This is a genomic window from Wenyingzhuangia sp. IMCC45467, from assembly GCF_054111205.1.
Window position 1 is genome coordinate 1,377,536 of the sequence record NZ_CM134196.1, and the last position, 22,973, is coordinate 1,400,508.

Genomic DNA, 22,973 nt, shown 5'->3' on the forward strand with positions numbered 1-22,973 from the left:
TCTATGATATTTTTAGTATGGCAAAAAGAACAGCCAATAAAATTACAGCCATTAGCACTCCTCTAGCCATATAATCTCTTTTACTTTTAATTAACAAATGAAAAACAATTGCGTTAGGCAGAGTTCCTAAAGTAATTATTTTGGTTAGTAAACCACTTGTTAACAATTTATTGAAAGTGTCTTGTAAGTCGTTTGTTGGTAATAAAATCAGTACAAAAATAAATGAACCCAAAGTACTTACCAAAAGCCCTAAAACCGTTCCTGCCAGTACTTGTTTTACAATACTATTCATTCAATTTCCATGTATTTAATTTCTGAATCATGTGATGAGCTGTTAAATCAAACTGAATTGGCACCAATGAAATGTAGTTTTTTGCCAACCAATATTCATCTGTATCTTCTCCTGCATCTAAGTTTTCAAACTCTCCTGTTAACCAAAAATATTCTTTTCCAATAGGATTAACTCTCTTGTCAAATTTTTCTCTCCAATTGGCTCTTGCTTGCCTACAAACCTTAATTCCTTTATACGGATTTTCTGATGATTTAGGAAAATTCACATTTAACACTACACCATCTGGCAATCCATTTTCTAAAACCTGTTTTGCTATTTTGTACACAAATGGTCTTGCTTCTTTAAAATCTGCATTTTTAGAATAATCACACAAAGAAAAACCTATAGATGGTATTCCTTCAATACCCGCTTCAATGGCAGCACTCATTGTTCCAGAATAAATAACACTGATTGAAGAATTACTTCCATGATTAATTCCAGAAACACACAAATCTGGTTTTACCTCTAAAACCTCATTAATGGCTAATTTTACACAATCGGCAGGAGTTCCAGTACAAGCAACTTCTACCAAAGCACCATCATCTACTTTTATAGGTTTTAACTCTAAAATAGCATCAATAGTAATGGCATGTCCTTTTCCACTTTGAGGGCTATCAGGAGCAACTACATAAACATCACCTAATTTGCACATTTCTTTAATTAAAGTTCTAATTCCTTTGGCAGTAATTCCATCATCATTGGTCACTAAAATCTTTGGCTTGTTTTTTGACATAAGTAGCGTATTATGATTCAAATTTACCATTAAATTTTAGGAATAGATAAAACAAATCAAGAGATTCTTTATTATTTAAAGATGTTCTAAAATTTATTTTAATTCCCTTTGAAAAAAACCTAAATTAGTAGCTTTCAACATAGATTCCATCAATATACATGAAAAAATATATCAAACACATATACGTTCTTACATTAATTATTGGACTATCAGTATTTTATAGTTTTAACACTCGTCAAGAAACTAAAGATCCTGAAAGAGATCAAATACTAATAGAAGCCTTACGTTTTATTCTTGAAAAAGGACATTACGAACCTAAAATGATTGATGACAACTTTTCTGAAGCTGTTTTTAAAAAATATATTGAAGATTTAGACCCTTATAAACGTTACTTTTTAGCTAGTGATGTTGCTGAGTTTAAAAAATATTATCATGATATTGACAATCAAATCATTCGTAGAAAATTCGATTTTTTTAAGGAAGTAACTGATACTTTTGTGATGAGATTACAAGAATCAAAACTTATTTATCAGGAAGTTTTAAAAAACAAGTTTGATTACGATAAAAAAGAATCTATTAACCTAGACCCTAAAACAACCGAGTATCCAATAGATCTTAAAGCTAAAAAAGATGTATGGCGTAAACATTTAAAATTCTCTACCGTTAGTAAATTAACAGATGATTTAAAAGATGAAGAAGACAAATTAAAGGAGGATAAGAATTATCAAAAATTAAGTTTTGATGAATTAGAAAAAAAGGCTAGACAAAAAACTTTAGACAATATTGAAGACTTGTTTTACTATGAAAATAGTACTCCTGAAAATGATAGGTTTGCTATTTTCTTAAACTGTATTACCGCTCAATTTGATCCACACACCAATTATTTTGCACCCGACATGAAGAAAAAATTTGATTCTAGTATGGCGGGATCTATTGAGGGAATTGGAGCAAGATTATCTGATGAAAGAGGATATACTAAAATTGTTGAATTAATAGCTGGTGGACCTGCATATAAACAAGGGGAGTTAGAAGTTGGTGATATCATTACAAAAGTAGCTCAAGGACAAGATGGAGAGCCAACAACTATTGTTGGAATGCGCTTAACTGATGCTATTGAATTAATTAAAGGAAAAAAAGGAACTACAGTAGTACTAACAGTAAAAAAAGTTGATAATACTTATAAAAAAATAGCCATTGTTAGAGACATTGTTGAGTTTGAAGATACTTTTGTAAAATCTACCACCACAATTAAAAATGGTAAAAAATATGGAATTATAGATTTACCTAAATTTTATATTGACTTTACAAAACAAGGACAACGCAATTCTGCTACAGACATGCGTAAAGAAATTGAAGCACTTAAAAAAGAAGGAATTGAAGGATTGGCTATTGATTTAAGAAACAATGGTGGTGGTTCTCTAAGCACTGCTATTGATATAGCAGGATTGTTTATAGACAAGGGTCCTGTAGTACAAGTAAAATACAAAGACAACAAACCTGATATTAAAAACGATACAGATAGTGGTTTGCTTTGGGATGGTCCTTTGGTAATTATGGTGAATGAACTTTCTGCTTCTGCATCAGAAATTTTAGCGGCAGCTATGCAAGATTATAAAAGAGCAGTAATTATTGGTAGCAAACAAACGTATGGTAAAGGAACTGTTCAAAATGTAATTCCTATCAATCAATACTTAAATTACAGTGAGGATTTAGGAGCTTTAAAATTAACCATCCAAAAATTCTACAGAATTAATGGAGGTTCTACTCAGTTAAAAGGAGTTAGTTCTGATATTGTAATGCCAGATAGATATAGTTATTTAGATATTGCTGAACGTGAATTAGATGCTCCTCTAAATTGGGATCAAATAGCAAAAGCAAAATATAACGATAGTAATTATTATTCTAATTTTGATGAAGTTGTTGCCGAAATGCAAAACAGCATCAATACAAATCCTCAGTTTAATAAAATTAATTCTTATGCCAAATGGCTTAAAAAGAACCAAGACAACTTAACATATCCATTAAACATAAAAGGTTATGAAGAGGAACAAGAACAACTAAATAGAGAAGCCAAAGAGTATAAAGATATTTTAAAATATGATTCTCCATTTACTTTTTCATCTCCTACTTATGAAAGTAATTTAATTGCAACAGATACCATTTTAAGAGACAAAAGAAAGTTTTGGCACAAAAATTTACATGATGATATTTATGTAAACGAGGCTATAGAAACTTTAAGTAAACTAAAAGTAGCTAACAAATAAAACAATGCCACTCTTAAAAAACATTTTTTCTAAAAACATTCTAGCCAACCTTTGTGTTGGCTTTATTTGTTTTGGTGCCTTCCTTGCTTTATTTGCTTATTTTATTGCTCCAGATAGCTCAGCCAATGCTAACACCATGCATGTTACCATACAAACAAAACCTCCAGGTTTTTCTACCTATATGCTACAAGAAAGCAATAAAAATATCAAACAAAGTTTATGGAGCAAGCTAGTTTCGGGAAGCAAAACATATCACAAAGAAACTCCTATTAACAACAATTACAAAATAGGAGACAAAACAATTCAATACCAATTATTAAACCAAGAAGAAAATTTAAGTATTGCTAAAAGCGACCAAATAAAAGTCATAAAAAAAACATTTTGGCTAGGAACGGATAAATATGGAAGAGATTTGTTGAGCAGATTAATTGTTGGAGCTCGTATTTCCTTTTCTATTGGAGTAATAGCAGTTAGCATATCCTTAATTATAGGAATGACTCTAGGAGCCCTTGCAGGTTATTTTGGAGGAGTTATAGATAGTGTTATTATGTGGCTTATTAATGTTACCTGGTCTATTCCAACCATATTATTAGTTATTGCCATTACTGTTAGTTTGGGTAAAGGTTTGTGGCAAATATATGTAGCTGTTGGACTAACCATGTGGGTAGAAGTTGCCAGAGTGGTTAGAGGTCAAACAAAAAGCGTTAAGAATTTACAATATATAGAAGCTGCTAAAGTTTTAGGACTTTCTAACTTTAAAATCATTACCAAACATATTTTACCTAATATTATTGGTCCTGTTATTGTTATTTCTGCCTCTAACTTTGCCGCTTCTATTTTAGTGGAAAGCGGCCTGAGTTTTTTAGGTTTAGGAGCACAACCACCTACTCCCTCATGGGGTATTATTATTAAAAACCATTACAACTATATTGTAACTGGTAAAGCTTATTTAGCAATTATTCCTGGTAGCTTAATTGTACTTCTTGTACTTTCTTTTATGATTATAGGAAACCACCTTAGAGATTACTGGGATGTAAAAAACAACAATTAACATTTGTTTATTGTTGTTTTTTCACTAAATTTAAAAAATAATGCTTAGGGGTAAGTATTTAAATCAAAATGGCTTAGCTGATGTTTATACATCTCTAAGCCTTTTTTCTTTTATAATATGGTGTTGTAACATTGTTTTACAAAAAAAAGATTGCTACTTTTAGAAAACTCTAAACATTACAACATGACAAAAACACATGCTAAAAAAATCTTTGTACTAGATACTTCCGTACTACTTTTTGATCATAATTCAATTAAAAACTTTCAAGACAACAATGTTGTAATTCCCATCACCGTATTAGAAGAACTCGATAATTTTAAAATTGGTAACGACACCAAAAACTTTGAGGCAAGATCTGTTATCCGTTTTTTAGATAAAATTTCTGAAAATCAAAATTTAAACGAATGGATTAGTTTAGGAGATAATAAAGGAGATTTGTTTATTTCCATGCATGATAATGCAACAGGAACAAGTGCCAAAGAAGCATATGGTTCTAAAAAAAATGATCATAGAATTATTGATACTGCTCTACTTATTAAAGAAACCTATCCTGATTTTAAAGTAACCTTAGTAACCAAAGACATCAACCTAAGAATAAAAGCCAAAGCATTAGAGCTAAAAGCTGAAGATTACAAAACAGGTAAGGTTGAGGACATTAAAAAAGTTTCTAAAGGGTCTATCAATTTAAACGATTTAGAATCTGATGTCATCAGAGAATTATATCAAAACAATCAAATAGCAGAAAACGGAATTTTAGGAGAGCAAAAAATGGCCAATGGTTATTATATCATCAACAACAACCAAGACTCTGTTTTAGCTAGATATAATCCAGAAACAGATCAAATAGAACGTGTTGAAAAAAGTTATGCTTACGGTATTAAACCCAAAAATGCAGAACAAACCTTTGCTATTGATGCTTTGTTAAATCCTGATATTAAGCTAGTCGCTTTACAAGGAGTTGCAGGAACCGGAAAAACACTTTTAGCCTTGGCTACCGCTTTGGAACAAAAAGCACTGTACAACCAAATTATACTAGCCAGACCTATTATTCCATTAAGTAATAGAGATATTGGTTTTTTACCTGGAGGAGCTGAAGAAAAAATATCTCCATACATGCAACCTTTGTTTGATAATTTAAAATTTATTAAATCACAATACAAAGCAGACTCTAGAAAAAGAAAGGCTTTGGATGAAATGGAAGAAAATGAAGATTTAGTGTTAACCGCTTTGGCCTTTATTAGAGGTAGAAGTTTAGCTGGAGTCATTATGATTATTGATGAGTCTCAAAACTTAACACCACACGAAGTTAAAACCATAATTACTAGAGCTGGAGAAGGAACTAAAATTATTTTTACGGGAGATATCAACCAAATAGATACTCCTTATATGGATGAACACAGTAATGGTTTAACTTATTTAATTGATAAATTAAAAGGTCATAAACTATTTGCTCATATCAAATTAGAAAAAGGAGAACGTTCAGAATTAGCAAATCTTGCAAACGACTTGTTGTAGATTTTCCTTATTATAGAAAACAAAAAAGCTGTTGAAAATTTCAACAGCTTTTTTATATTTCTGAAAAGTTAAAAAATTACTTTTTAAACTTAGCGTATTTAGTTTTGAATTTGTCAATACGTCCTGCTGTATCAACTAATTTAGACTTACCTGTATAGAAAGGATGAGAAGTTCTAGAGATTTCCATTTTAACAACTGGATACTCTACACCATCAACTTCTAAAGTTTCTTTAGTGTTTGCTGTTGAACGAGTTAAAAATACATCACCATTAGACATATCTTTAAAAGCTACCATTCTATAATTTTCTGGATGTATTCCTTTTCTCATAATTATATCTATGTTTTAACTGTGTTTTATTTTTGAGACTGCAAATTTAAGTATATTTTTGATTAATAAAAAAATAAAAAGAAATATTTTTACATAATCAACCTTATTTTTATAAATCAGATGTCTTTTAACCGAATTATCTTACTACTTTCAATTATTTTATGTTTTTCTGCCTGCAAAAGCAAGGCTGATTTTACCATAGAAATCCCTGCAAAAATACAAATTAATCAATCATTAAACATTTCTATTTCCACTCGTCTTGAAGAAAATTCTAAAATCACTTACTTTTTAGATGGAAAAGAAATTAGCAACAAACAAAAAGCAACTATTGATATTAAAAATTATCGTTTAGGAAAACATACCATAAAGGTAAGCATTGGAGAAAATGATGATATTGTTAGTAAAGAAAAAGTAATTATTTTTTTAGCAACTAAAAAACCTAAAGTTTACGGTTATAAAGTAATCAATACATATCCTCATGATAGAAATGCTTTTACTCAAGGATTGGAATTTCACGATAACGAATTGTATGAAAGCACAGGACAAAGAGGACAATCTGTGCTAAGAAAAGTAGATTTAAAAACAGGAGAAGTTTTAAAAGAACACCCCTTAGCCGACAAATATTTTGGTGAAGGAATGACTATTTTTAACAATAAAGTTTATCAACTAACCTGGCAAAACAAAATTGGTTTTATATACGATGTAGATACTTTTAAAACCCTTAAAACGTTTAATTACAATCAAAGTAAAGAAGGTTGGGGGTTAACACATAATGATACTCACTTAATAAAATCTGATGGAACTGAAAAAATTTGGTTCTTAAATCCTGAAAACGGACAAGAAGAATCTTATATTGAGGTTTACACAAACAAAAGACTGGTAAAGGAGCTAAACGAGTTAGAATATGTAAATGGTGAAATTTATGCTAATATTTGGATGAAAAATGCCATCACCATCATCAACCCTAAAAATGGAACTGTAGAGGCAATTATTAATTTAAACGGACTAACAGATCATTTAGACAACAAAACCATTGCGCAATCTCAAGACAAGGTCTTAAACGGAATTGCCTACAACCCAAACACAAACAAATTATATGTTACAGGAAAAAACTGGGACAAATTATTTGAAATTGAAATTATTAAATAAATGAAGTTAAGTTCATTCATAAAAACAGTTCTTATACTCCTTGCGATATGTCAGTTTTCATGTCGTAAAGATTTTAGTACCATTAACAGCAATGGAAACTTAAGTTTTTCTACAGATACTTTGTTTTTAGACACTGTTTTTAATGATTTAAGCACCACTACTAAAATCTTAAAAGTTTACAATAAGAGTAATAACGATATTATCATTCCTAAAATTCAACTAGAAAAATTAGACTCTAAATACAGAATTAATGTTGATGGTATTTCTGGAACTGAATTTGAAAACATACTCCTCCTTAAAAAAGATAGTTTGTTTGTTTTTATAGAAGGAACCATTGCTGCTACAGACACCAATGATGAAATGATTTACGAGGACAAAATTTTATTTGATCCCAATGGAACACTACAAAAAGTAAATCTTGTAACACTGGTTAAAGATGCCATTTTTTTGTTTGATAGTAATAATACTGATTTTGAAATATCAGAAACAAATTTTACCAATATCAAACCCTACGTAATTTACGGTAATGCTATTGTTCCCCAAAACGGAAATTTAACTATTGAGGCAGGTTCTATCATTCATTTTAGTAAAAACTCAAGTTTAACCATTTCACAAGGAGCAACAATAAACATCAACGGAACTCAAAATGACTCCATTGTTTTTAAAAGCGATAATTTAAATTATGAGTACAATTCAGTTCCAGGACAATGGCAAGGAATTAACATCAATAATACCGATGTTGTAAACATTAATTATTTAAAAATTTTAAATTCAACTATAGCATTAAACATTCATAACACTACCAATCTTATCACTATTAAAAACACAGAAATCTACAATGCTTCAGAAAACGGAATTTACAGCATAAACGCTCTTATCCATGGAGAAAATATTGTGACAGGACAAACCGGAAAATCTAGTCTCTATTTACAAGGTGGGAATTATACTTTTAAGCATTGTACATTTGCTAATTATTGGAGCAAAGGAATAAAATCAGAAAACACAATTTCTTTGGCTAATTATTATATTGATGATATGGAATCAAAAATAAACGCTCCATTAAACAGTGCAAATTTCATCAATTGTATTATTTCTGGATCTAGAAATTCTGAATTGTTTTTAGATAAAAATGAGGATGAACCTATCTTTAATTTTAACATCAAAAACAGCCTTTTAAACCTAGAAAAAGGTGATGATCTATACAACACAGATAATAATATTTATTACACAAATGTGTTGCTTAATAAAAACCTTGATTTTAGAAACACCTCTATTAACGATTTAAGAATTGGTTTAGATAATGAGGGAATTAACCAAGCTGATATAACTACGGCAACCGAAGTTCCTTTTGATATTATTGGAACAGACAGAACCACAGCTCCCGATATTGGAGCCTACCAACACATAGATTTTAAAACATTAGATACAGAAGATGAGTAAAACTGTAATTATAACAGGAACAAGCAGAGGAATTGGATTTGAATTGGCTCAATTATTTGCCAATCATAATTTTAAAGTATTGGCTTTATCAAGAAACACAAAAACTTTAGCAGTCATAAACCATCCAAACATTACCACTTTTGGAATAGATTTAAGTAAAGAAAAAGAGATTGATACTTTGGTTGATTATTTAACTAAAAACAATATCAAACTAACCGCTTTAATACACAATGCAGGAAAATTGGTAAACAAACCTTTTGCAGAAATATCTCAACAAGATTTTCAAGAAGTTTATCAAGTAAATGTTTTTTCAGTTGCCTTGTTAACACAAAAAACCATTCCTTTTTTACAAGAAAATAGTCATGTAGTTACCATTAGTAGCATGGGAGGAATTCAAGGAAGTTTAAAATTCCCCGGTTTGGCCGCTTACAGTTCATCAAAAGGGGCTGTTATTACTTTGTCTGAATTATTGGCAGAAGAATATAAAGCACAAAAAATAGCATTTAACGTGTTGGCCTTGGGAGCCGTACAAACAGAAATGTTACAAGAAGCCTTTCCAGGATACCAAGCTCCTATAACCCCTAGCGAAATGGCAAACTATATTTTTGATTTTGCCACAACTGGACATAAATTTTACAATGGAAAAGTTTTAGAGGTATCTAGTACAACACCCTAATTTATGATTGATAAACTACTCCCCTACATTCCTATTTCATCAAAAAAAGATTTAGAAGAACTCCTTAACAATTATACCTTTCATTTAAAAATTGTAAACGGGAGAAAAACCAAAAGAGGAGATTTTAGAGCAACCAAACCTATAGCAAGCATTAGCATTAACAACAATTTATCAAAAGAGCAGTTTTTAATTACCTTGGTGCATGAAATTGCTCATTTAGATGTTTATTTAAAATATCCTAAAGCCAAAGCACATGGTATTGAATGGAAACAAAGTTTTAAACGTTTGATGTTACCTTTCTTAAATGACACTATTTTTAGCAATGATATTTTAATGCCTTTGGCAAAACACCTTATTAATGCCAAAGCAACTACAGACTCCGACCCTATTTTAGCAACCAAACTACAACTAAAAAACAACAATTTAGATAACGATAAATGTTTTATATTTGATTTAGAGCCAGGAGTTTTGTTTACGCTAAACAACAGAACTTTTAAAATACTTAATAAACGAAGAACAAGATATGAGTGTTTAGAAATTAGCACAAATAAAAAGTTTTTAGTCAAAGGTAGCGCTCCTGTAAAAATTGTGTCTCACTAATGTTTAGACTATGGAAAACACCACTCCCGACAACAATCAAGATCATATAGAAAACAAAAAAAAAGAAGTACAAAAAGAATTCAAAGGATTTTTTAGTGCCTTTAAAGACTTTCTTATTAACCTTTTAGACATTAGAGAAGATACCAACAAGGAAGTTACAATTGAAAAAATAAAAGCAGGAATCCCTGTAAAAAGTCACAATGCTTGGGTTTTAATTTTTTCTATATTCATAGCCTCTATAGGATTAAATGTTAGTTCAACAGCAGTTGTAATTGGAGCCATGCTCGTATCTCCATTAATGGGACCTATTCTTGGTTTGGGACTATCTATAGGTATTAATGATATTGATACACTTAAAAGATCTTTAATAAACTTAGGAGTAATGGTTGGTTTAAGTGTTACTACCTCCTTTTTATTTTTTAGCATTCCATTATTTCAAGAAGCTACTCCAGAAATTATTGCTAGAACCGCTCCAGATGTAAGAGATGTGTTAATTGCACTCGCTGGTGGACTCGCCTTAATTATTGCTTTAAGTAGAAGAACTGAAATGACCAATACTATTGCTGGTATTGCCATTGCTACTGCCTTAATGCCTCCTTTATGTACTGCAGGATTTGGATTGGCTACATGGAATTTAGAATATTTTTTTGGAGCCATGTTCCTATTTATTATAAACGCCATTTTTATAGCTATTGCTACTTTTTCGGTAGTAAAATTTTTGCGTTTCCCAATGGTTAGATACATCAACCAAATAAAACGTAAAAGAATTGCTCAATTAGCGGGTTTTACTGCTGCTGTAATTATAGCTTTTAGTATTTATCAATTTTACATACTATTCAAAGGAAATCAATACAAATTAAACGCAGAAAAATTTATTTATGATCTTCAAGAAAAAACAAATGCAGGTATTATAAATACTGATATTAATAATGAAAAAAGAATTATCAAAATAGTTGTATTAGGAACCAATATTGATAAAACTCAAAAAACCATATGGTCTAATAAACTAGATGAATATGGTTTATCAAACTCAACTTTAGAAATTCAACAAGATGACAAGAGTTCTTTATTAGAAGATGAAATTAACATGATAAAAAACTCATATGTAAAAAACCAGAACCTAATAGCTAATAAGGATGAAATTATACAGCAAAAAGAAGCTTTATTAATAGAAAAAGAAACTCAACTACAACACATATTAAAAGAACAAATCCCTTTTATTCAAATTAGTCAAGAAGCAAAAATTATTTATACTGATTTGGAAAAATTAAGCTTTGCTAATAAATTAGAAACCAATTTTAAGACCGTTGATACCATTGTAGTTTTTGAAGCCAGCTGGAAGCTTAAAAACACTAAAAAACAAGAACAACTAAAACAATGGTTACAAACAAGACTTAACAAGACAAAACTTGAAGTGATTAATTATTAAAAACAGATAAACCACAAAAAAGACCTAACATCAATTGATGTTAGGTCTTTTTTTATATCAAAATTGAACCTATTTTAAATTAAAAAAGCCTTACTTAAAGTACAAGACTTTGTGACAGGTCTTGGAGATCACCTCAACTACACCCAACATAAACTTATCTCCCATCATAATAAAAAAAGCCTTTCGTAAAACGAAAGGCTTTTGTGACCGGGCTGGGGCTCGAACCCAGGACCCTCTCCTTAAAAGGGAGATGCTCTACCAACTGAGCTACCAGGTCGTCCGTGGTGAGAGAAGGATTCGAACCTTCGAAGACATAGTCAGCGGATTTACAGTCCGCCCTCGTTGGCCACTTGAGTATCTCACCATGCAATAACTTATGTTATGTTTTAAAATTTGTGACCGGGCTGGGGCTCGAACCCAGGACCCTCTCCTTAAAAGGGAGATGCTCTACCAACTGAGCTACCAGGTCATGAATACCACTCGTTATTGCGGGTGCAAATATAGGACTTTTATACAGTTACACAAAAGAAAAATAAAATTTTATTCTTCTAAATATGCCTTACGTACTTTCTTAAATAAATTAGAACTATAAACAAAATTCACAACTGCTTCATTATCAGTTTTAAATATATCATTACTGGTTCCTTCCCACTCTTTTAAACCATCTTTTAAAAAAATAATTTTTTCTCCAATTTCCATCACAGAGTTCATATCATGGGTGTTTATTACGGTTGTAATTTGATATTCATCAGTAATTTCTTGAATTAAATTATCTATAACAATAGAAGTTCTTGGATCTAAACCTGAGTTTGGTTCATCACAAAACAAGTATTTAGGATTGGTAACTATTGCACGTGCAATGGCCACACGTTTTTGCATTCCTCCAGAAAGCTCTGCAGGAAATTTATGATTAGAATCTTTTAGGTTCACCCTATTCAATACAAAGTTTACACGATCTAACATTTCTGATTTAGATTGATTGGTAAACATTTTTAAAGGAAACATTACATTTTCTTCTACGGTTAAGGAATCAAACAAAGCAGATCCCTGAAAAACCATTCCTAAATCTTGTTTTAACTGCCTTTTTTCTTCGGAAGACATAGACTTGGTTGTTTGTCCGTTATAAGATATGGTTCCTTTATCAGGAATATGCAATCCTAATAGGTTTTTTAAAAAAACTGTTTTTCCAGAACCACTTTGTCCTATAATTAAACTTGTTTTTCCTGGCTCAAAAGTAGCATCAATTCCTTTCAGAACGGGTGTATCACCAAAACTCTTATATACATTTTTAACTTCTATCATAATCTTAACTTAATAACATTTGGGTTAAAAAATAATTGGCCACAATAATTACAACAATTGTCCAAACCACAGCTTTTGTACTTGCACTACCTACTTCTAAAGAACCGCCTTTAACATAATACCCAAAATAAGAAGGAATGGTTGCTATTAAAAAAGCAAACACTACTGATTTTATTAGACTATAACATACCAAGTACGGCTCAAAATCTAATTGTATACCTGCTATATAATCTTGTTGTTTAAACAAACCTGTAGCAATGGCAGAAACCCATCCTCCAAAAATCCCTAAAAACATAGCTAATAAAACTAAAAATGGATAGAAAAAAACAGTAGCTATAATTTTAGGTAACACTAAATAATTTAATGAATTAATCCCCATTACCTCCAAGGCATCTATTTGTTCTGTTACACGCATTGTTCCTATACTAGAAGTTATATAAGAACCTACTTTACCTGCCAAAATTACCATGATAAAAGTAGATGAGAATTCTAATATAACAGATCTTTTAGTGGCAAAACCAATTAAATCTTTAGGAATAATAGGATCCTCTAAGTTTAAAGCTGTTTGTATGGCCACTACTCCACCTATGAAAAAAGCAATAAAAGCTACAATTCCTATAGACTTTACTCCCAAATCATCAACTTCTCTAAAAACAGCTTCCCAAAAAATTTTACGTTTTTGGGGCTTTTTAAAAACGCTCTTTAACATAATTGCATAGGCACCTATGCTCTTTACATAATTCATCGACTAAATTTTAAGCTAAAATATCAAATCCTTAACAAACAATTACTCTAATATACCTACTTTTAATGCCATATAAAATAAAAGAGAACCTCAAATGAAAAAACTAATCACCCTAGTTATTTTAAGTAGCATTTTTATTGGAAATGCACAAACATCAAAAAAACCAAAACTTGTAATTGGAATTGTTGTTGACCAAATGAGATATGACTATTTACAAAGGTTTAAAGAAAAATTTGGAGCTAAAGGATTCAATGAAATTATTAAGAACGGAACAACTTTTGAAAATGCACATTATAATTATATTCCTACCTATACAGCTGTAGGACACGCTTCTGTATACACTGGTACTACCCCAAAAAACCATGGAATTATAGGAAATAATTGGTACGATAAATTTGCTGAGAAATCTATTTATGTAGTTGATGACAAAAATTACGAAACGATTGGTAGTAAAACGGACGAAGGAAAAAAATCTCCTAAAAGATTAATTGCCTCTACAGTTGCAGATCAATTAAAATTAGCTCAAAACTTTAATGGTAAAGTAATAGGAGTTGCTGTTAAAGATAGATCGGCTATTTTACCTGTAGGACATGCTGCAGATATTGCTTATTGGTTTGATGGAGGTAACATTGGTAATTGGGTCTCTAGTACGTATTATGCTAAGCAAATTCCTAACTGGGTAAACTTATATAACAACACAAACAAGTTAAAACTTAACGAATACTTAGCATCTCCTTGGATGACAGAAAAAGAAATTGCAAAATACACTGAAAGTATTAGTGACCACAATCATTACGAAGGGTTGTTTAACGGAGAAGAAAAACCTGTATTCCCTCACAATTTAGCTACTCTTAAAGAAAAAAATGGAGGCTATAGCATTTTAAAAACAACTCCTTTTGGGAATACTATGACTTTAGATTTTGCCAAAGAAATTATCAAAAATGAAGAACTAGGTAAAAACAAAGAGTATTCTGATTTCTTGGCCATTAGTATTTCTTGTACCGACTATATTGGTCATAAATACGGAGCTGTATCTAAAGAAGTACAAGATGCTTATATTCGTTTAAATAATGATTTAGATGATTTTATTAGCTACTTAAACAGAAAAGTAGGAAAAGATGATTATGTTTTATTCATTACTGCCGATCATGCTGTAGCACAAATACCTAACTACTTAATGGATAATAAAATTCCTGGAGGATATTTTTCTAAAAAGGAGTTTTTATCAAAATTAAACGAGTTTACAGAAAAAACTTATCAATCTGCTAACTTGATTAAGAACTATTCTAACGAACAAATCTTCTTGAATCGTGATGAAATTGCAAAATTAGATTTAAATCTAGAAGAAGTAGAAAATGCAATAATTGATGAAATTATAACCTATCCTCTAATTTATAGAGCTGTTTCTGAACATACATTACAGAGAAGTGAGTTTACACAATCTCCTGTTAGTTTGTTACAAGAAGGATACAACCAAAAGAGATCTGGAGATATTTTAATTGCTTTAGAGCCTGCTGTTATTAGCGATGGATATATTAAAACAGGAACCACTCACGGAAGTGGTTATAATTACGACACTCACATTCCTATTATGTTTTATGGAAGAAATATCAACAAAGGAAAAACGGTAAAGTCTCCTGTAAACATTACTCAAATTGCTCCAACCCTATCTAACATATTACAAATACAAGAACCTAATATGAGTTCTAATGATATTTTAACTGAAGTTTTTAACACTGAAAACAAATAAGTTACAACCGTTCTACAATAAAAAAGTCCTGCTAAACTTACTTAGCAGGACTTTTTTTATGACTTAAATGATTTGACTACAGTTCTTGATTTGCATTCCAAGCCTCTAAAATATCTTTTATTTCTTTGATAAACATTCCTCCTAAGGCACCGTTAATCACTCTATGATCATATGAATGTGAAATATACATTTTTTGACGGATCCCTATAAAATCTCCTTCTGGAGTTTCTATTACAGCTGGTACTTTTCTAATAGCCCCTAAAGCCAAAATAGCACTCTCTGGCTGATTAATGATTGGAGTTCCAAAAATAGACCCAAAACCACCAATATTGGTTACGGTATAAGTTCCTCCTTTTACATCTTCTGGTTTTAAATTGTTGTTTTTAGACCTTAAGGCCAAGTCGTTTACTGCTTTGGTCATTCCCACCAAATTTAAGTTTTGTGCGCTCTTTATTACAGGTACAATTAAATTCCCATCAGGTAAAGCAGAAGCCATTCCTAAATTGATAGATTTTTTAACCACTACCTTATCAACACCATCAAAAGTAATATTTACCAAAGGATATTTTTTAATAGCCTGAGCAACCGCCATCATAAATATAGGTGTATAAGTTAACTTTTCCCCTTCCCTTTTAAAGAAAGTATCTTTTACTTTATCTCTCCACTTAACAATATTGGTAACATCTACCTCTATAAAAGACTGTACGTGTGATGCTTTTCTTTTAGAATGAACCATATGATCTGAAATCATTTTTCCCATTCTAGATAAAGTAATCAACTCATCCCCTGAATTTATTTCTAAATTTACAGGAGCTTCTTGTTTTTCCTTGGTAGTTTCAACTACTTTACTTTCTTTAGTTATTGTTTTAGTTGTAGAAGTATTTAATCCTTTAGCCTTTTGATTTACATAAGACAAAATATCATCTTTGGTCACTCTACCCTCAAGTCCAGTACCTTTAATAGCATCTAATTCAGATTGAGACACTCCTTCTGTACTTGCTATTTTTTTTACCAATGGAGAATAAAAATTTCCATCAGTATTTTCAATGGCTATTTTTTTATTAGTTGTTACTTTTGCAATAACATCATTAACATCCGCTTCTACAGTTGCTATAGTCTCTTCTAAATCAGCAGGATTTTCTTCAACTTTATTTACAACAGGAGCAGAAACTTGTGCTTCTTGAGCATTGGTTTCTATAACTGCCAATACTTGTCCAACTTTAACTACTTCTCCTTCTTGGTATTTTTTTTCTAACAAAACTCCTGATACCTCACAAGGTACATCAGAATCTACTTTATCGGTGGCTACTTCTACAATAGAATCATCTAACTCAATAAAATCTCCAACTTCTTTTAACCAAGCAGTAATAGTAGCTTCTGCTACACTTTCACCCATTTTAGGTAACTTCAACTCAAATTTAGACATGTGTACTTTTATTTGTTTTGCGAATTTAAGAAATATAGCCGTCTTATATAGTAAGAATATTAAAATACGATTTAAAAAATAAAGCCCAATAGCTTATAAGCTATTGGGCTTTATTTTTTTCTATTTACAAATTATTTAGAATACAATGTTAATGGTTAATTCAAACTGATCATTAATTGCTTTGTCTTTTAAGTTATCAAAGAAAGAGTTAGATCCGTAACGGATTCCAAATTTAGTTCTATCAATCACAACATTACCACTAATAGTATTGTCTTTAGTTATTAAAGTAAATGCCTCTTTTTCTGTATGACCTTTAATGGTTAAATCTCCTTTTACTACATTTCCTTTAACACTTGTTATAACAAAAGTTGCTTCCGGATATTTTTCTACACCAAAGAAATCATCAGACTTTAAGTGTCCTTCTAATTTTCCTTTGTACTCACCTTCTAAATCAGTTACGTTAATAGAGTTCATATCTACTACAAATGATCCTCCTACCAAAGATCCATTTTTTACTTTTACATCTCCTTCCTTAAAAGAAATAGTTCCCGAGTGTTCCCCTGTAACTTTCTTTCCTACCCATGCAATAGTACTTTTACCTACTTTAATTGGGTCTTTTCCTCCTGCAAATGCAGATAGAGTTAACGCTAAAAATGCAAATCCTGCTAATACGGTTGATTTAATACTTGTTGTTTTCATCTTTTTTTATGGTTTTTATTTATTAATTTTTTACTTTTTTTAATAATTCTATTAATGTTAATATTTCATCATTAGTCAATTTGTGTACCAAATTCTTCTCATAATCTATTAAAGACTGATCTATTCCTGCTAACAACCCCAAACCTTTATCAGTAATTAAAATTTCTATTTTTCGTCTATTTGCTTCACAAACTCTACGTTCTAACAGCTCCTTCAATCTTAATTTTTCTACCAGTCTAGTAGTATTACTCATTTTGTGAATCATATGGTCTTGCAATTCATATAAATTAACAGGTAAACCATCTTGACCTCTTAAAATTCGTAATATATTGTACTGTTGCACTGTTAAATCATATACCTTTAAGAAACTGTTAAGATGTTCTACAACATAATTACCTGTTAACATTAAGTTTATGACAGCTTTATTATGAATATTATCCATTTTTTGACAGTTTTTTCACTTGTTCCTACAACAAATGTATATACAACTATTATAAAAAACAAGCTTTTTTTTATATTTTTTTTAAGCTACTTACTCAGTATTTACGGTAGTTACGTATAAAACTGCGAAAAAACAGGTAGTTTTTTCTTGCAACATACGTATTAATACGTAGCTTTGTCAACAGATAAAACTTAAAAACATAAAAAACTTTATCATGAAAAAAATTATTTTATCAGCAATGATGTTAACAGGAATGTTAACTTTTGCACAAGAAGGAAAATTAACTGTATCTGGAACCGTTGATGTTTATGGAACAGTAAACACTGTTGATGGACCTGGTGCTCCAGGTTTATTAGTTGACACTCCTGAAAACGCAACAATGTTTGGTTTAGGTATGGCAAACACAATTTTTGCTTATGAATCAGGTAAAGCTGGAGCTGTTGTAGATTTAGCATACGGACCAAGATCTGCTGATGCTTCTGGATGGGGAGGTATCGTAAACCAAATGTATGCTTACTATAGCATTAACGATGCACTTACTGTTACTGCTGGACAATTTAATACATTTTTAGGATACGAAGTAATCTCTCCCGCTTCAAACTTCAATTACACAGTATCTTACTTATTTAATGCTGGTCCATTTACTCATGTTGGTGCTAAGATTGACTATGCTGCATCTGAAGATTTATCTTTCATGTTAGCTATCACAAACCCACATGGTAACTTTGGTACTGGATATGGTGATGATTACGCACAGTTAGGTTTCCAAGTAGGATTTAAAGGTCAATACTTAAACATTGCTTATGGTGCTGATGGATTTGGTGCATCTGACCAATTATATATTGATTATACTGGAGGATTTGACATTGCTTCATCTACATACTTAGGAATTAACGCAGCATATTCTTCTTCTTCTGATTTAGAAGCTGGTTACCAAGGTGTTGCTCTATATTTACAACAAGCAATTTCTGACTCGTTTTCTTTAGGATTACGTCCTGAATACTTCGCTTTAAATGGAGATGCTAATGCTGATGAAGCTGTAACAGCTATCACATTAACAGCTAATACTACTTTAACTGAAAACTTAAGCGTAATTGCTGATTTAAGAGTAGACTCTTCTGACGATATGATGATTGAAGGATCTGCTGAAGATAGCTTAACTCAATTCACAGTTGCTGCTGTATACTCTTTCTAATTCTTAGAAAAGTTTAAAAAAATCATCTGGCAAGATGTGAGTCTTGCCAGATAACAAAATTATATTCAACCTAAATTTAAACTTTCAATTATGAAAAAAATCGAAGCAATCATCAGAAAATCAAAGTTTTCTGAAGTGAAAGAAGCTTTACACGATGTGGGTGTTAACTTCTTTTCTTACTGGGATGTGACTGGATTAGGAAATGAAAAAGTTGGTAAAGTATACCGTGGAGTATCTTTTAGCACTAATGACATCCAAAGACGTCAATTATCTATCATTGTAAATGATGATTTTGAACAAATAACAGTAGAAACCTTATTAAAAACAGCTTCAACTGGTGAAGTTGGAGATGGAAAAGTATTCGTATCAGACGTACTAGAAACTTACCGTATCCGTACTGGAGAAAAAGGTGGAGAAACTTTAAAATAAAACTAAACAAAAAAACTTTTAAAAATTTATATTATGGATACAAGTGCAATCATGGGAGCTTTGTGGATAATTATATCGGGAATCTTAGTATTCTTTATGCAAGCTGGTTTTACCCTAGTAGAAACAGGGTTTACACGTTCTAAAAACGGAGGAAATATTATTATGAAAAACTTAATGGACTTAATTGTTGGTTCTATTGGTTTTTGGGCTGTTGGATACGGAGTAATGTACGGTAGCGATTTAATTGCTGGTGGATATTTAGGTAGAATGAGTCCATCTGAACAAGGATATTTCTTTTTTAGTGCTGATGATTATTACAATTTATTCTTTCAAACAGTATTTGCTGCAACTGCTGCTACTATTGTTTCTGGTGCTGTAGCTGGTAGAACTAAATTCTCTACTTACATTATTTTCTCTTTAATTATGACAACCATCATCTACCCTATTTCAGGAAGCTGGTATTGGCCTTTTGATGATAATGCATGGTTAAACACTTTAGGATTTGTAGATTTTGCAGGATCTTCTGTTGTACACTCTGTTGGAGGATGGGCTGCATTAGTTGGAGCAATCATGGTAGGACCAAGAATTGGAAAATACAAAGATGGTGTTTCTCAAGCTATTCCAGGACACAACTTACTATTAGGAGCATTAGGGGTAATGATTTTATGGTTAGGATGGTTTGGATTTAACGGAGGTTCTCAATTAGCTTTTGGATCTGAAGAAGATGTAATTGCTGTTGGTTCTATTTTAATTACAACAAACTTAGCTGCTGCTGCAGGTGCTGCTGCTGCTTTATTATACACTTGGTTACGTTACGGACAACCAGATATTTCTATGACATTAAACGGAGCATTAGCTGGGTTGGTATGTATTACTGCTGGTTGTGCTGCTGTAACTCCTGGTTCTGCTGTAATTATGGGATTAATTGCTGGTGTAGTAGTAGTAATGGCTATTACTTTTATTGATGAAAAATTAAAAATTGATGATCCTGTAGGTGCTGTTTCTGTACACGGAGTATGTGGTGCTTTAGGTACTTTATTAGTTGGTGTATTTGCAATTGATGGAGGATTAATTAACGGTGGTGGATTCTCTTTATTAGGAGTTCAAGCTGTTGGAGTATTAGCATACGGAATTTGGGCTGCAGTAATGGCTTTTATCGTTTTCAAAATCTTAAAAGTAACTATCGGATTGAGAGTTTCTGAAAAAGAAGAAATCGAAGGTTTAGACAAAGCTGAGCACGGAATTGGTATTTACAACGAGTAATCTTTTGTTTTAAGTTTATATGGAAAACAGCCTAAGTCTTTTTACAGAATTAGGCTGTTTTTTTTAGAACTAAAGTTGTATATTTATTAAATTAGAAAAACATTATTTAAAATGAAAAAAATTGAAGCAATTATAAGAAAATCTAAGTTCTCAGAAGTAAAATCTGCTTTGCATGATGTAGGAGTTAACTTCTTCTCTTATTGGGATGTTACGGCTTTAGGAAACGAAAGAATTGGTAAGGTATATCGTGGTATTTCATTTAGCACAGGAGATATTCAAAGAAGATTTTTATCCATTATTGTTAATGATGATTTTGAACAAGTAACCATAGAAGCAATTTTAAAATCTGGAGCTACTGGAGAGGTAGGTGATGGTAAAATATTTGTTTATGATGTTAACGAAACTTACAGAATCCGTACAGGAGAAAAAGGTGGAGGAACATTAAGATAATATACTTAGATTACTTAGAATATCAAATAAAATACTGATATCATAAAAAATACGTAGAATTTTTAAGTTCTACGTATTTTTTTTATTCTAAAATGGCTGTTAATTTCATATCCCTTATATTTGCCATCGAATATAAAACAAAACTTGATGAAAAAAATTGAAGCTATCATTAGAAAATCCAAGTTTTCTGATGTAAAAAAAGCCTTACATGATGTAGGTGTTAACTTTTTTTCTTACTGGGATGTAACTGCCTTAGGAAATGAAAGAATTGGTAAAGTATATCGTGGAATATCTTTTAGTACTGCCGATATCCAAAGAAGATACTTATCTATAGTTGTAAACGATGACTTTGAACAAATAACCATTGATACACTTATTAAAACTGCCGGTACAGGAGAAGTAGGTGATGGTAAAATATTTGTTTACGATGTAAAAGAAACTTATAGAATAAGAACTGGAGAAAAAGGAGGAGAAACTTTAAGATAAATACAAACTATGGAAACTACTTTAAATTTTACAATTAACAATTTATGGATGATGGTATCAATAGCATTGGTATTCATTATGCACTTAGGATTTTCAACTTTAGAAGTCGGGTTGGCTAGATCTAAAAATGCCATCAATATTTTATTTAAAAACTTTATGATTGTTGCAATAGGTTTATTAACCTTTGCTATTTGCGGTTTTAACTTAATGTATCCAGGGGGAGATTTTTCTGTTTTTAACTTTGCTGGGTTTGGAATCTCACTCCCAGAAAACGGTTTAACCGTAGATTACAATGGAAGTTTTACTTATTGGACGGACTTTTTATTTCAAGGAATGTTTGCTGCCACTGCTGCAACTATTGTATCTGGTGCCGTAGCAGAAAGAATTAAACTAGGAGCTTTTTTAATTTTCTCTTTGTTCTATGTAGGAATTGTATACCCTATTGTAGGCTCATGGGGATGGGGAGGTGGATTCCTTGGTCAAATGGGATTCCATGATTTTGCTGGATCTACTTTTGTTCATTCTGTTGGTGGATGGGCTGCTGTGGTTGCTGTAATTTTATTAGGGCCTCGTTTAGGAAAATATTTATCTGATGGTTCTATAAAGCCAATTGTTGGTCACAACATTCCATTAGCTGCCTTAGGGGTTTTCTTATTGTGGTTTGGTTGGTTTGGATTTAATGGAGGTTCCGTTTTATCTGCCGATGCAGGAACAGTATCTTTAGTATTGGTAACAACATCTTTAGCTGCAAGTGCTGGAATTATTGCTGCATTTATTACCTCATACTTAAAATTTAAGACTTATGATATTACCATGGCATTTAACGGTGCTTTAGCTGGTTTGGTTGGTATTACTGCTGGTGCAGACTTGATGTCTCCTTTAGACTCAATAATTATTGGTTTTATATCTGGTGTAATTATTGTTTTTGTTGTAGGAATTATTGATAGATTAAAAATGGATGATCCTGTTGGAGCTATTGGTGTTCACTTAATTTGTGGAACCTTTGGTACTTTGGCTGTTGGTATTTGGGGAGACAAAGGTTTTGTTAATACAGGTTCTTTTGCTCAGTTAGGTATTCAAGCTTATGGAGTATTGGTTGTAGGTATTACTTGTTTAATTACTTCATTCATTATTTTATTTACTCTTAAAAAGACCATTGGATTAAGAGTTTCTGAAAAAGAAGAAAAACAAGGATTAGATATTCATGAACATGGAATGAATGCTTATGAAGATATCAATTTAAATGATAATGAATAATAATTAGCTGTCA

At 31.2% G+C, this 22,973-nt stretch carries 23 protein-coding genes and 3 tRNA genes; 15 read left to right on the plus strand and 11 right to left on the minus strand.

Annotated features, from left to right (window positions below; all coding sequences use genetic code 11):
* Window position 1 precedes the first annotated feature (1 nt).
* Both ACXGQT_RS05870 and surE read right to left on the minus strand, forming a co-directional pair.
* Window positions 2-292, minus strand: a complete 291-nt coding sequence (locus tag ACXGQT_RS05870) for a hypothetical protein (protein WP_457830473.1) — start codon at window positions 290-292, stop codon at window positions 2-4.
* The gene (gene surE, locus ACXGQT_RS05875) at window positions 285-1,064 is read right to left on the minus strand and encodes a 5'/3'-nucleotidase SurE (protein WP_457830474.1); all 780 of its coding nucleotides are present in this window, start codon (window positions 1,062-1,064) and stop codon (window positions 285-287) included. The genes ACXGQT_RS05870 and surE overlap by 8 nt, the downstream gene beginning before the upstream one ends.
* A gap of 158 nt (window positions 1,065-1,222) precedes the next feature.
* On the opposite strand from surE, the gene ACXGQT_RS05880 reads away from it, so the two are divergent.
* The 3 genes from ACXGQT_RS05880 (at window position 1,223) to ACXGQT_RS05890 (ending at window position 5,894) form a co-directional block, all read left to right on the plus strand.
* Window positions 1,223-3,328 carry a carboxy terminal-processing peptidase gene (locus tag ACXGQT_RS05880; RefSeq protein WP_457830475.1) on the plus strand — a complete coding sequence of 702 codons (2,106 nt, stop codon included), beginning with the start codon at window positions 1,223-1,225 and terminating at the stop codon, window positions 3,326-3,328.
* A gap of 4 nt (window positions 3,329-3,332) precedes the next feature.
* Window positions 3,333-4,379: an ABC transporter permease gene (locus ACXGQT_RS05885; RefSeq protein WP_457830476.1), complete on the plus strand. Its 1,047-nt coding sequence runs from the start codon at window positions 3,333-3,335 to the stop codon at window positions 4,377-4,379.
* Window positions 4,380-4,562: 183 nt separating this feature from the next.
* Complete coding sequence (locus ACXGQT_RS05890) at window positions 4,563-5,894, plus strand: PhoH family protein (RefSeq protein ID WP_457830477.1); 1,332 nt, start codon at window positions 4,563-4,565, stop codon at window positions 5,892-5,894.
* A 76-nt stretch (window positions 5,895-5,970) separates the two neighbouring features.
* On the opposite strand, the gene ACXGQT_RS05895 is transcribed toward ACXGQT_RS05890, so the two are convergent.
* A complete protein-coding gene (locus ACXGQT_RS05895) occupies window positions 5,971-6,222 on the minus strand; it encodes a type B 50S ribosomal protein L31 (protein WP_068824610.1) in 252 nt (83 codons plus the stop codon).
* 120 nt (window positions 6,223-6,342) lie between these two features.
* Here ACXGQT_RS05895 and ACXGQT_RS05900 point away from each other — a divergent pair, with 120 nt between their 5' ends.
* The 5 genes from ACXGQT_RS05900 to ACXGQT_RS05920 are packed head-to-tail and all read left to right on the plus strand — an operon-like array spanning window position 6,343 to window position 11,516.
* Window positions 6,343-7,371, plus strand: coding sequence for a glutaminyl-peptide cyclotransferase (locus tag ACXGQT_RS05900; protein WP_457830478.1), 1,029 nt, complete (start codon window positions 6,343-6,345; stop codon window positions 7,369-7,371).
* Window positions 7,372-8,811 (plus strand): hypothetical protein, encoded by a 1,440-nt coding sequence (locus tag ACXGQT_RS05905; protein ID WP_457830479.1) that lies wholly within the window; start codon window positions 7,372-7,374, stop codon window positions 8,809-8,811.
* Window positions 8,804-9,487: an SDR family NAD(P)-dependent oxidoreductase gene (locus tag ACXGQT_RS05910; RefSeq protein ID WP_457830480.1), complete on the plus strand. Its 684-nt coding sequence runs from the start codon at window positions 8,804-8,806 to the stop codon at window positions 9,485-9,487. The genes ACXGQT_RS05905 and ACXGQT_RS05910 overlap by 8 nt, the downstream gene beginning before the upstream one ends.
* Window positions 9,488-9,490: 3 nt before the next feature.
* The gene (locus ACXGQT_RS05915) at window positions 9,491-10,087 is read left to right on the plus strand and encodes a SprT-like domain-containing protein (RefSeq protein ID WP_457830481.1); all 597 of its coding nucleotides are present in this window, start codon (window positions 9,491-9,493) and stop codon (window positions 10,085-10,087) included.
* Window positions 10,088-10,097: 10 nt separating this feature from the next.
* Window positions 10,098-11,516 (plus strand): DUF389 domain-containing protein, encoded by a 1,419-nt coding sequence (locus ACXGQT_RS05920; protein ID WP_457830482.1) that lies wholly within the window; start codon window positions 10,098-10,100, stop codon window positions 11,514-11,516.
* 204 nt (window positions 11,517-11,720) lie between these two features.
* Here the strand turns inward: ACXGQT_RS05920 and ACXGQT_RS05925 are convergent.
* From ACXGQT_RS05925 to ACXGQT_RS05945, 5 genes are all read right to left on the minus strand, one after another.
* Window positions 11,721-11,793, minus strand: a tRNA-Lys gene (locus tag ACXGQT_RS05925).
* Window positions 11,794-11,798: 5 nt separating this feature from the next.
* Window positions 11,799-11,880 (minus strand) — tRNA-Tyr (locus tag ACXGQT_RS05930).
* 32 nt (window positions 11,881-11,912) lie between these two features.
* Window positions 11,913-11,985, minus strand: a tRNA-Lys gene (locus ACXGQT_RS05935).
* A 71-nt stretch (window positions 11,986-12,056) separates the two neighbouring features.
* Window positions 12,057-12,818, minus strand: coding sequence for an ABC transporter ATP-binding protein (locus ACXGQT_RS05940; protein WP_457830483.1), 762 nt, complete (start codon window positions 12,816-12,818; stop codon window positions 12,057-12,059).
* Between the two features lie 4 nt (window positions 12,819-12,822).
* On the minus strand, window positions 12,823-13,563 hold the full coding sequence (locus ACXGQT_RS05945) for an MlaE family ABC transporter permease (protein WP_457830484.1): 741 nt from the start codon (window positions 13,561-13,563) through the stop codon (window positions 12,823-12,825).
* Window positions 13,564-13,657: 94 nt separating this feature from the next.
* On the opposite strand from ACXGQT_RS05945, the gene pafA reads away from it, so the two are divergent.
* Complete coding sequence (pafA, locus tag ACXGQT_RS05950) at window positions 13,658-15,313, plus strand: alkaline phosphatase PafA (RefSeq protein ID WP_457830485.1); 1,656 nt, start codon at window positions 13,658-13,660, stop codon at window positions 15,311-15,313.
* A gap of 76 nt (window positions 15,314-15,389) precedes the next feature.
* Here pafA and ACXGQT_RS05955 read toward each other — a convergent pair whose 3' ends face one another.
* The 3 genes from ACXGQT_RS05955 to ACXGQT_RS05965 all read right to left on the minus strand — a co-directional run bounded on the left by ACXGQT_RS05955 (window position 15,390) and on the right by ACXGQT_RS05965 (window position 17,880).
* Window positions 15,390-16,739: a dihydrolipoamide acetyltransferase family protein gene (locus ACXGQT_RS05955; protein ID WP_457830486.1), complete on the minus strand. Its 1,350-nt coding sequence runs from the start codon at window positions 16,737-16,739 to the stop codon at window positions 15,390-15,392.
* Between the two features lie 135 nt (window positions 16,740-16,874).
* Window positions 16,875-17,438, minus strand: a complete 564-nt coding sequence (locus ACXGQT_RS05960; RefSeq protein WP_457830487.1) for a YceI family protein — start codon at window positions 17,436-17,438, stop codon at window positions 16,875-16,877.
* A gap of 22 nt (window positions 17,439-17,460) precedes the next feature.
* Window positions 17,461-17,880, minus strand: a complete 420-nt coding sequence (locus tag ACXGQT_RS05965) for a MarR family winged helix-turn-helix transcriptional regulator (protein WP_457830488.1) — start codon at window positions 17,878-17,880, stop codon at window positions 17,461-17,463.
* A 214-nt stretch (window positions 17,881-18,094) separates the two neighbouring features.
* On the opposite strand from ACXGQT_RS05965, the gene ACXGQT_RS05970 reads away from it, so the two are divergent.
* The 6 genes from ACXGQT_RS05970 (at window position 18,095) to ACXGQT_RS05995 (ending at window position 22,960) form a co-directional block, all read left to right on the plus strand.
* A complete protein-coding gene (locus ACXGQT_RS05970; RefSeq protein WP_457830489.1) occupies window positions 18,095-19,075 on the plus strand; it encodes an outer membrane beta-barrel protein in 981 nt (326 codons plus the stop codon).
* A gap of 90 nt (window positions 19,076-19,165) precedes the next feature.
* Complete coding sequence (locus ACXGQT_RS05975) at window positions 19,166-19,504, plus strand: P-II family nitrogen regulator (protein WP_302883741.1); 339 nt, start codon at window positions 19,166-19,168, stop codon at window positions 19,502-19,504.
* A gap of 33 nt (window positions 19,505-19,537) precedes the next feature.
* Window positions 19,538-20,767, plus strand: coding sequence for an ammonium transporter (locus ACXGQT_RS05980; protein ID WP_457830490.1), 1,230 nt, complete (start codon window positions 19,538-19,540; stop codon window positions 20,765-20,767).
* 111 nt (window positions 20,768-20,878) lie between these two features.
* Window positions 20,879-21,217: a P-II family nitrogen regulator gene (locus tag ACXGQT_RS05985; protein ID WP_457830491.1), complete on the plus strand. Its 339-nt coding sequence runs from the start codon at window positions 20,879-20,881 to the stop codon at window positions 21,215-21,217.
* A gap of 147 nt (window positions 21,218-21,364) precedes the next feature.
* Window positions 21,365-21,703 carry a P-II family nitrogen regulator gene (locus ACXGQT_RS05990; RefSeq protein ID WP_457830492.1) on the plus strand — a complete coding sequence of 113 codons (339 nt, stop codon included), beginning with the start codon at window positions 21,365-21,367 and terminating at the stop codon, window positions 21,701-21,703.
* A 9-nt stretch (window positions 21,704-21,712) separates the two neighbouring features.
* Window positions 21,713-22,960 carry an ammonium transporter gene (locus ACXGQT_RS05995; protein ID WP_457830493.1) on the plus strand — a complete coding sequence of 416 codons (1,248 nt, stop codon included), beginning with the start codon at window positions 21,713-21,715 and terminating at the stop codon, window positions 22,958-22,960.
* Window positions 22,961-22,973 lie beyond the last annotated feature (13 nt).